The organism is Spirillospora sp. NPDC048824, from assembly GCF_043198455.1.
Lineage (GTDB): Bacteria > Actinomycetota > Actinomycetes > Streptosporangiales > Streptosporangiaceae > Spirillospora.
Genome location: NZ_JBICUS010000016.1, coordinates 187,288 through 196,497, shown reverse-complemented (window position 1 = coordinate 196,497; position 9,210 = coordinate 187,288). Strand labels below are relative to the sequence as shown.

Genomic DNA, 9,210 nt, shown 5'->3' with positions numbered 1-9,210 from the left:
TCGAGATCCGCCAACGCCACCCCGTCTTCGGCGTCGGCTCCTACGTCGAACTCTCCGCCTCCAACCCCTCCGTCCTCGCCTTCACCCGCGAGATCGGAAATGGCGACACCAACCAGTGGGGCGGCATGGACACGATCCTCTGCGTGAACAACCTGTCCCGGTTCCCGCAGCCCGTGGAACTGGACCTGCGGCGTTTCCGCGACTCCACCCCGATCGAGTGCATGGGCGGCGTCCAGTTCCCCGCCATCGGTGACCTGCCCTATCTGCTGACCCTGCCCGGACACGGCTTCTACTGGTTCCTGCTGCCGCCGCCCGAGGAACGCGACCCGGGAGAAGGAGTGATGTGACCGTGCCGCCGCCCGACCATTCCCTCGTTCGGCTCCTGGCCGGCTGGCTTCCACGCCAGCGGTGGTTCGGCGGCAAGGACGGCCCCATCGACGAGCTCTCCATCGGCACCGCCACCGAACTGCGCGCCGGCGACCCGGGCCTGCACCACCTCATCCTCGACGTCACCCAGAACGGCGTCACCGACCACTACCAGCTGCTCCTCGGCGTCCGCCGCGACCTGCCCGAGCGGCTGAACCCCCGCCTGATCGGACGGGCGGCCGGGGGGCCGGGCATCACCGGCCACGTCTACGACGCCGCGTACGACCCGGAGCTCACCCGCCCGCTGCTGACCTCCATGGCCAACGAGACGCTGATCGGCCCGCTGCAGTTCCGGCGCGCGCCCGGCACCGGTGTCCGCGCGGACCTGGAGGGCATCCCCATCGGGGCCGAGCAGAGCAACACCTCGCTGGTCTTCGGCGACTCCTACATCTGCAAGCTGTTCCGCCGCCTGTCCCCCGGCGTCAACCCGGACCTGGAGGTCAACCTGGCGCTGTCCCGCGAGGGCTGCGAGCACATCGCCACGGTGCACGGGTGGATCGAGCTGGAGCCGGGCGCGAGCGCCATCGGAGGCGCCGCCGGGGGCGAGCCCGTCACGCTGGCGCTGCTCTCGGAGTTCCTGCGCACCGCGACCGACGGCTGGCAGCTCGCCGTCACCAGCGTCCGCGACTGGTTCGCCCAGCCCACGCCGCCGGGCCTTGCCGGGACACCGGGCGGGCTCACCGCCGGCGACGCCGCGGCCGCCGGAGGCGACTTCGCCGCGGAGGCCGAGCGGCTCGGCGCGGCGACCGCGCAGGTGCACCGCGACCTCGCCGCCGCGTTCGGCGTGACGCAGGCGCCCGCCACGACGCTGCGGGACTCGGTCTTCGCGATGAACGAGCAGCTCGACGAGGTCAGCGCCGCCGTCCCGGAGATACGCCCGCACACCCCCGCGATCCGCGCGGTGTTCGACGAGGTCGCCGCGGAGGCGCGGACGCTGCCCGTCCAGCGCGTGCACGGCGACTACCACCTCGGGCAGGTCCTGCGCACCGACACGGGCTGGGTGCTGCTGGACTTCGAGGGCGAGCCGGCCCGCACGCCCGCCGAGCGCCGCGCGCCCGCGCATCCGCTGCGGGACGTCGCCGGGATGCTGCGCTCGTTCGAGTACGCGGCCCGGTTTCTGCTCGCGCGGGAGGACGACCTGCAGCCGGACACGGCCGAGGCGCTGGAGCTGCGCGCCCGGGCGTGGGCGGAGCGGAACCGGGAGGCGTTCTGCGCCGGCTACGCGGCGGCCGGCGGGCCCGACCCCGCCGCGCACGCGGCGCTGGTGCGGGCGTTCGAGTTCGACAAGGCGGTCTACGAGATCCGCTACGAGGCGCGGAACCGCCCGAGCTGGCTCCCCGTCCCCCTGCGCTCCCTGGCCCACCTCGCAACGCCCCCGGCTCGTTAGAGGTCGATGGAGTAGTCGAGGACCACTCGGTCGGCGGGCAGGACTATGTCGCGGCACACCTCCATCACACCGGCGCCCGACAGCAGCCTGCGGGTGATGGCGAGGACGGGCACCCCGGCGGTCATGCGGAGGGCCTCCGCCTCCTCCGGGGTCGGCATGCGGGAGCGGACTGCCTCCTCGACGCGGGTGGGCGGGTGGCCGAGATAGGCCAGCTGCGCGAGCGTCCCCCCGGGCCACGGCTCGCGCGCCGGGTCGGACACGGGGGTGTCGCCCACGAGGTCCCACGGCAGGTAGTTGACGGAGATCTGCTGCGGCTCGCCGCGGGCGTGGAACACGAACCGGCGGCGCAGCAGCTCGGTGCCGGCCGGCAGCTCGAACAGCGCGCCGAGCTCGGCATCGGCCCGCACCCGGCTGAACTCCTTGTCGAGCCGGTACTCCTCCCAGGTGATCCTCTGGTCACGGGTGAAGGTCGTCTCGGGGACCGCCATGGGCCGTGTCACCGCGCGGTAGCGGTCCATCGCAACCCTGCGAGCAGGGGGAACGAGCCGGACGAGCGTGCCGCCGCCGCGGCGGGTCTCGACCAGCCCCTCGCCGCGCAGCAGCGCGATGGCCTGCCGGACGACGATCTCCGAGACGCCGTGGGCCTCGCACAGCTCCGCGATGGTCGGCAGCCGGGTTCCCGGCGGGAGGCTGCCGTCCCGGATGCCCTCTCGCAGCGTGTCGGCGATGCGCAGGTAGGCGGGACGGTCCGGCACCGGCGTCACCTCCCCTTCCTCCGGCCGCGCCGTCCGGCCGCCCGGCCCGGTGTTGCCGTTCGACTCGGCGTTCGACGCGGTGTTCGATCCTGGCTCGTCCTCCCGCTCATCCATACCTTCCGCGCGCTATCCGCGGGGGCATGGTCCGCTTACGGACAGCTTGACACCTCTTTGACCGAGTACGACTTTTGTATACAGAAGAGCGGCCTCGGGGAAAGGACGACCTTGATGGGCGACTTCGATGATCTGAAGGCGGCCATCGAGGGGGAGTTTCCGGGTTGGCAGGTGTGGCGGAGCGACGCGGGGCGCTGGTACGCGACCCGCAGCGGCGATCTCAGCGACTCCCAGCTCCAGGCGGGATACGCGCGGACGGTGGCCTCCGACGACTCCGCGGGGCTCCGCCGGCTGCTGCTCGACCAGACGCGCGAGGAGCACGGAGACGGGTGACGGGACACCGTTGGGGAACGGCGCGGCCCGGTCCGCGAGCGGGGGCGGACCGGGCCGGGGCGTTCCGGTACGGCAGGTACCTGTGGCGCTCAAGTGACACAGGAGTGGAGCCCAGGGTGGCGGGGTCGATGTCACCACTGGGGCCAGGTAGACGTGGCCGCACGGACGGCACTATCGGCGCGACCCCCCGACAAAGAGTCGTGCCGCCCGTGCGGTCGCACACCGTCCTCCATCCCGCCCACCGCGCGGCCGCCGCCGAGCGTCCGGAAACTTCCAAGCTCCCGGAAACAGGTGCGTCCCCGACGTGAGACCGGCCGATCTCGGGGCACCTCTACTGAGGTGATGCCACTGGGACGGGAGGCCGTGAGGTCATGGCACGGGTGACGCGCGCGGAGATCGACCGGCTCGTCGGCGGCGACCACCACGATCCGCACGGCGTCCTCGGCGCGCATCCCGGCCGCGACGGCGTGACGATCCGGACGCTGCGGCCGCTCGCCGAACGGGTCGAGGTCGTCCTGCCGAACGGCGACCGGCACCCGCTCCGCCACTTCCACGAGGGCCTGTTCACGGGCACGCTGCCGGACGGCTCGTCCCTGGCCGGCGACGGCAAGGACGCCGACGGCAAGGACCGGGCGCCCCTCGCGGTCCCCGACTACCGGCTCGCCGTCACCTATGGGGACGGCATCGAGACGCTCCAGGACGACCCGTACCGGCACCTGCCCACGCTCGGCGAACTCGACCTCCACCTCATCAGCGAGGGACGGCACGAGGAGCTGTGGAAGGCCCTCGGCGCGCGGGTCCGCAGCTACGCCTCCGCGTTCGGCACCGTGCACGGGACGGGTTTCTCGGTGTGGGCGCCGACTGCGCGCGGCGTCCGGGTGGTCGGGGACTTCAACCACTGGGACGGCCGTGCGTACCCGATGCGGTCGCTCGGTTCCACAGGCGTCTGGGAACTGTTCGTCCCCGGCATCGGTGACGGCATGTGCTACAAGTACGAGATCCTCGGCGCGGACGGTGTGTGGCGCTCCAAGGCCGACCCGATGGCGCAGTGCACCGAGGGTCCCCCTGCGACGGCGTCCCGCATCTACACCTCGTCCTACGAGTGGGGCGACGGCCAATGGATGGACGGCCGCAAGGAACACGACTGGTTGCACGAACCCATGAGCGCGTACGAGGTGCATCTCGGGTCGTGGCGCCCTGGGCTCGGCTACAGGGAACTGGCCGACGAACTGACCGAGTACGTACGCGACATGGGTTTCACGCACGTGGAGTTGCTGCCGGTCGCCGAGCACCCGTACGGCCCCTCCTGGGGCTACCAGGTGACGTCGTACTACGCGCCGACCGCACGGTTCGGAAGCCCGGACGACTTCCGGCACCTGGTCGACCGGCTCCACCAGGCGGGCATCGGCGTCCTCATGGACTGGGTGCCCGCCCACTTCCCCAAGGACGAATGGGCACTGGCCCGGTTCGACGGCACCGCCCTGTACGAACACGACGATCCGACGCGCGGCGAACACCCCGACTGGGGGACGCTCGTGTTCAACTTCGGGCGCGCCGAAGTGCGCAACTTCCTCGTGGCCAACGCGTCGTACTGGCTGGAGGAGTTCCATATCGACGGGCTGCGCGTGGACGCCGTCGCCTCGATGCTGTACCTGGACTACTCGCGCAACGAGGGCGAGTGGACGCCCAACGTCTACGGCGGCCGCGAGAACCTGGAGGCCATCTCGTTCCTCCAGGAGATGAACGCGACGGTCTACAAGCGCAACCCGGGTGTGGTGACGATCGCCGAGGAGTCGACGGCGTGGCCGGGCGTGTCCCGTCCCACCCATCTCGGCGGCCTCGGCTTCGGGTTCAAGTGGAACATGGGCTGGATGCACGACACGCTGGAGTACCTGCGCCACGAGGCCGTGTTCCGGCACTACCACCACAACGAGATCACGTTCTCGCTGGTGTACGCGTTCTCGGAGAACTACGTCCTGCCGCTTTCGCACGACGAGGTGGTCCACGGCAAGGGGTCGCTGCTGAGCAAGATGCCGGGGGACGCCTGGCAGCAGTTCGCCGGGCTGCGCGCCCTGCTCGCCTACATGTGGTCGCATCCCGGCAAGCAGCTCCTGTTCATGGGGCAGGAGTTCGGCCAGGGCGCCGAATGGGCCGAGGAGCGTCCGCTCGACTGGTGGCTGCTGGAGAACGCCGCCGAGGGCGCCCACCACCTCGGCCTGCAGAAGCTCGTCCGCGAACTGAACCGCGCCTACCAGGCCGAGCCCGCGCTGTGGACGCGCGACAGCGACCACGACGGGTTCCGCTGGATCGACGGCAACGACGCGGGCGGAAACACGCTGTCCTACCTGCGTTACGGCACGGCGCAGGAAGGCGGGCAGCCGGTTCTCGCGTGCGTCGTCAACTTCGCCGGGAACCCGCACGAGAACTACCGGCTGGGCCTGCCCCGCGAGGGGCGCTGGCGCGAACTCGTCAACACCGACGCCTACGAGTACGGCGGCAGCGGCGTCGGGAACCTCGGCAGCGTCGAGGCGACCGCCGACCCCTGCCACGGCCTGCCCGCGTCCGCGGTGCTGCGCGTCCCGCCCTTGGGCGCGGTCTGGCTCGTGCCCGAGTAGCCCAGGCCTGAACGACCTCTACCCGGACATGACGTACCGGGTGGCCCGTGCTGAATAGTCTGGCGGGATGGAAGCGCAGCGCCTGCACGTCGTCCCCGGCCAGTTCATCATCGAGCACCTGCCTCACGCGACGTTCCCCGAGGACGACGACTGGATCGCGCTGATACGCGCCCCCGAGGGCCTCACCGTGATCCGGGACGCGTCGCCGTTCACCGAGACGGAACGCTGGGTCGGCTTCTACGGCGAGACCGGCCACGGCCTCCGCGTGCCCGGCACACCGGCCGAGATCGTGGGCCCGCTCGCCGGCGCCGGGATCCCCGTCTTCGTGGCGTCCACCTACCACGCCGACCTCGTCCTCGTCCCCGGGCACCGGCGGAAGGAGGCGGCCGACGCGCTCCGCGACGCCGGCCACCGCGTCGAGGACTGAGCGGTCCTAGAGGCGTTCGAGGAGCCAGCGCGGGCCGATGACGGCGGCGCCGGCCGCCTCGCAGCGGGCCCGCAGTTCCCGGTCGGCGGTCACCACGAGGTGGGCGGTGTCGGGCCCGGTCCCGCGGACCAGATCAACGATCTTGTCGTCGCCGCTGCCGGGGGCGGCCACGACCCGTACCCCGTTCCCCGGCTCCTCGGCGACGCTTCGCGCCGCACCCTCCACCACCAGGACGACCTCGGGGAAGCAGTGGTCGAACCGGACGAGACCGCCGGGCACGTCGCGCACGCCCGCGCCCAGGGCCTTCAGGTCGTCACGGAGCCTCGCGTTCGCCCCCGCGCGGTCCTTCCACCAGCCGTCGGCGCGCGAGCCGACGACGTTCGCCGCGTCCACGACGAGGACGACGCCCTTCATCGCGTCCCGCAGCCGGGGCCATGACCGCGCGAACGGCTCGAACAGGTTGCGGTCGGTGACCTCCTCGGCACGCACCCATTCGGCGCGGCGCGTCTCCCGCGACGCGGGCCGGACGCGCGGAAGCTCGGACAGCGACCCCATCACGGACGTGAACGACCAGCCGCCGTGGTCCTCGACGCTCGTGCCGTGCACGTTCACGATCCCGGTGTCGAGCGTGCACTCCTCGGACGTCTCGCGCAATGCGCCCGTCACGGCGTCCTCGTGGCTGTGGAGCGCGCCGCCGAACATGCCCCACGTCCCGCCACCGATCCCCCACCACGCGCGCTGCTGCAAGAGGATCCACACCTGGCCGCCGGGATCACGGTGGTAGGCCAGCAGGCCCGCCGCACCGAACCGCCCCCAGTGCGTGTGCCCGAGCCCGCAGCCGGCCCAGCCGTCGCCGTCTCCCATGCGACGACAATATCCGCTGGGCGTCATCCGTCCGCCGGGCCAAGTACGGTTGACGAGTCGCCGGGGACGATGCCCGCCGACCATGCCCGAGGAGTCCGCCGATGCCCGCCCATCCCCTGGCCCACGACGATCCGCGCACGGCCGGCCGCTACCGGCTGACCGGGCGCCTCGGCGAGGGCGGCCAGGGCGTCGTCTACCTCGGGGAGGGGCCGGCCGGGGAGCGCGTCGCCGTCAAGATGCTCAAGACCACCGACGCGGCCGCCCGCGGCCGCTTCGCGCGCGAGATGCAGGCCGCCCGGCAGGTCGCCCCGTTCTGCACGGCCGCCGTCCTCGACTCGTCGGCCGACGGCGAGGCGCCCTACGTCGTCAGCGAGTTCATCGACGGGCCGTCCCTCCAGCAGCGCGTCGTGGAGAGCGGGCCGCTGCGCGGCGGCGACCTGGAACGGCTGGCCGTGAACACCGCGAGCGCGCTCGCCGCGATCCACGGCGCGGGAATCGTCCACCGCGACCTGAAGCCCGCCAACGTCCTGCTCGGCCCGGACGGCCCGCGCGTCGTCGACTTCGGCATCGCCCGCGCCATCGACGCCGAGACCCACACGCAGCTCGTCGGCACACCCTCGTACTTCGCGCCCGAATGGCTGGAGGGGCATCCGCCGACCGACAGGTCGGACGTCTTCGCCTGGGCGGGCACGATCGTGTACGCGGCCACCGGGCATCCGCCGTTCGGCCCGGCGACCAGCATCCCGGCCACCATGCACCGCATCGCCAACGGCGAACCCGATCTCGGCGAGGTACCGTCCTCGCTCCTCCCCCTGATCACCGAGTGCCTCGCCAAGGACCCGGCCCGCCGCCCGGCCGCCCGCGACCTGATGGTCCGCCTCGTCGACCCGTCCGCCATGGCCGGGCCGGCCTCCGGCGGCCGGCCGCCGCATCCCCTGGCGCCTCCGGCCGTCGAGGGGCACACGCCCGCCGCCCACGCGCCCACGGTGCCCCGCGCCCCCGGCCCGGACGGCGGCCCGCGCACCGGTCCAGGTCATGACCCCGGCGGGCGCCGCGGGCGCGTCATCGCGGGCGTGGTCGGCGCCGCCGCCGCCCTCGCCGTCATCGCGATCGCCGCGGCGGCGTTCATCCTCGCGGACGCCGGGGACGACGGCTCCCCCGAGGCGGGACGCTCGACGGGCACCGCCGGCGAGACGACGCCGCCCTCGCAGACGACCCGCCCCTCCCAGACCACACCGGCGCCCCCAGGCGGCGGCGGTCAGGGCGGTGCCGCGACGGTGCCCGCCGAGTTCGGCGGCATCTGGACGGGGACGGTCACCCAGACCGGCGGGCTCACCGTGGGCGAGACCAGCACCAGGGTGACGATCACCCTGGCGGCCGGCGCGACGGGCGGCACGTCCGACTACCCCGACTGGGGCTGCCACGACACGCTGACCGTCACGAACGTGTCCGGCACGACCGTCCGGTTCCAGGAGACCCCCGAGAACGCGCAGGGGACCCAGGGCTTCTGCGTCGGCGGCACCCTCACGCTCACGAAGGCGGCGGACGGGCTGGAGTACACGTCCCCGGGAATCGGCACCACCGAGGGCACGCTCCGCAAGTCCGGCTGAAACCCCCGGCCGGGGCGGCGTCCGTGATGAACGGCACAGCACCGGGCCTCCGATGACCGAATAACATTCTAGAATCCGTTGTGATCAAGGAGTGCGAGTGAGCGTCGAGGCGAGCCCGGAGGCCCTGCAGGAGGCCGCCGATCTGTGGAACACGCTGTCCGGCGTGGAGTTCATCCGGGCGATGCGGGACAAGAGGCTCCCGGAGATCTCCGATATCAGCGACTACATCGGGCAGGTCGTCACATCCGCCGACCCGGGCCGGGTGGAGATCTCCTGGACGCCCGCGGAGAAGCTGTGCAACCCGGGCGGCATCGTCCACGGCGGCTACATCGCGATGATCCTCGACAATGCCGTCTGCCTCGCCGCGAGCAGCACATGCGACCGTTTCCTGCCGATGCTCACGCTCAACCTGAACATCGACTACCTGCGCGGTGTCCAGTCCGGTCAGACCTACACGGTGACCGGCACGTGCGTGCACCCCGGCAGCACCCGCATGGTCGCCAACGCGGTGATCGGTGACGCGCAGGGGCGCCCGCTGGCCCAGGCGTCGGCGAGCGTCATCCCCAACAAGGCGTTCATGCGCTAACAAGGCGTTCATGCGCTGACGCGCGCTCCGGCTCCGGCTCCGGCTTCGTCCTGGCGGCGGAGGCGGCCGGCGGCACCGAGCGAGGCCCCTCCG

9 protein-coding genes are annotated in these 9,210 nt (G+C 72.4%); 7 read left to right on the top strand and 2 right to left on the bottom strand.

The features are described from left to right. Both ACGFIS_RS28940 and ACGFIS_RS28935 read left to right on the top strand, forming a co-directional pair. On the top strand, positions 1 to 347 hold a 347-nt coding region (locus ACGFIS_RS28940), incomplete at its 5' end, for an alpha-glucosidase C-terminal domain-containing protein (protein WP_392973184.1). After that, positions 344 to 1,813: a phosphotransferase gene (locus ACGFIS_RS28935; RefSeq protein ID WP_392973182.1), complete on the top strand. Its 1,470-nt coding sequence runs from the start codon at positions 344 to 346 to the stop codon at positions 1,811 to 1,813. The genes ACGFIS_RS28940 and ACGFIS_RS28935, both read left to right, overlap by 4 nt. Here ACGFIS_RS28935 and ACGFIS_RS28930 read toward each other — a convergent pair. After that, positions 1,810 to 2,682: a GntR family transcriptional regulator gene (locus ACGFIS_RS28930; protein ID WP_392901409.1), complete on the bottom strand. Its 873-nt coding sequence runs from the start codon at positions 2,680 to 2,682 to the stop codon at positions 1,810 to 1,812. The two genes, ACGFIS_RS28935 and ACGFIS_RS28930, sit on opposite strands and share 4 nt — an antisense overlap. Before the next feature lie 114 nt (positions 2,683 to 2,796). Between ACGFIS_RS28930 and ACGFIS_RS28925 the strand changes: the two genes are divergently transcribed. The 3 genes from ACGFIS_RS28925 (at position 2,797) to ACGFIS_RS28915 (ending at position 6,057) form a co-directional block, all read left to right on the top strand. Continuing rightward, the gene (locus tag ACGFIS_RS28925) at positions 2,797 to 3,015 is read left to right on the top strand and encodes a hypothetical protein (protein WP_392901407.1); all 219 of its coding nucleotides are present in this window, start codon (positions 2,797 to 2,799) and stop codon (positions 3,013 to 3,015) included. 371 nt (positions 3,016 to 3,386) lie between these two features. Continuing rightward, complete coding sequence (gene glgB / locus ACGFIS_RS28920) at positions 3,387 to 5,630, top strand: 1,4-alpha-glucan branching protein GlgB (protein WP_392901405.1); 2,244 nt, start codon at positions 3,387 to 3,389, stop codon at positions 5,628 to 5,630. Between the two features lie 67 nt (positions 5,631 to 5,697). Then, positions 5,698 to 6,057, top strand: a complete 360-nt coding sequence (locus ACGFIS_RS28915) for an ACT domain-containing protein (protein ID WP_392901403.1) — start codon at positions 5,698 to 5,700, stop codon at positions 6,055 to 6,057. Between the two features lie 6 nt (positions 6,058 to 6,063). Here the strand turns inward: ACGFIS_RS28915 and ACGFIS_RS28910 are convergent, their stop codons facing one another. Further along, a complete protein-coding gene (locus tag ACGFIS_RS28910) occupies positions 6,064 to 6,921 on the bottom strand; it encodes an NUDIX domain-containing protein (protein WP_392901401.1) in 858 nt (285 codons plus the stop codon). Positions 6,922 to 7,022: 101 nt separating this feature from the next. On the opposite strand from ACGFIS_RS28910, the gene ACGFIS_RS28905 reads away from it, so the two are divergent. Beyond that, positions 7,023 to 8,531, top strand: a complete 1,509-nt coding sequence (locus tag ACGFIS_RS28905; RefSeq protein ID WP_392901399.1) for a serine/threonine-protein kinase — start codon at positions 7,023 to 7,025, stop codon at positions 8,529 to 8,531. 97 nt (positions 8,532 to 8,628) lie between these two features. Beyond that, positions 8,629 to 9,117, top strand: coding sequence for a PaaI family thioesterase (locus tag ACGFIS_RS28900; RefSeq protein WP_392901397.1), 489 nt, complete (start codon positions 8,629 to 8,631; stop codon positions 9,115 to 9,117). The last annotated feature ends 93 nt before the right edge of the window (positions 9,118 to 9,210 follow it).

Bases quoted from the DNA above. Each gene is read 5' to 3' on its own strand.
- ACGFIS_RS28930 (WP_392901409.1), bottom strand. From the start codon at position 2,682: ATGGATGAGCGGGAGGACGAGCCAGGATCGAACACCGCGTCGAACGCC.
- ACGFIS_RS28925 (WP_392901407.1), top strand. From the start codon at position 2,797: ATGGGCGACTTCGATGATCTGAAGGCGGCCATCGAGGGGGAGTTTCCG.
- glgB (WP_392901405.1), top strand. From the start codon at position 3,387: ATGGCACGGGTGACGCGCGCGGAGATCGACCGGCTCGTCGGCGGCGAC.
- ACGFIS_RS28915 (WP_392901403.1), top strand. From the start codon at position 5,698: ATGGAAGCGCAGCGCCTGCACGTCGTCCCCGGCCAGTTCATCATCGAG.
- ACGFIS_RS28910 (WP_392901401.1), bottom strand. From the start codon at position 6,921: ATGGGAGACGGCGACGGCTGGGCCGGCTGCGGGCTCGGGCACACGCAC.
- ACGFIS_RS28905 (WP_392901399.1), top strand. From the start codon at position 7,023: ATGCCCGCCCATCCCCTGGCCCACGACGATCCGCGCACGGCCGGCCGC.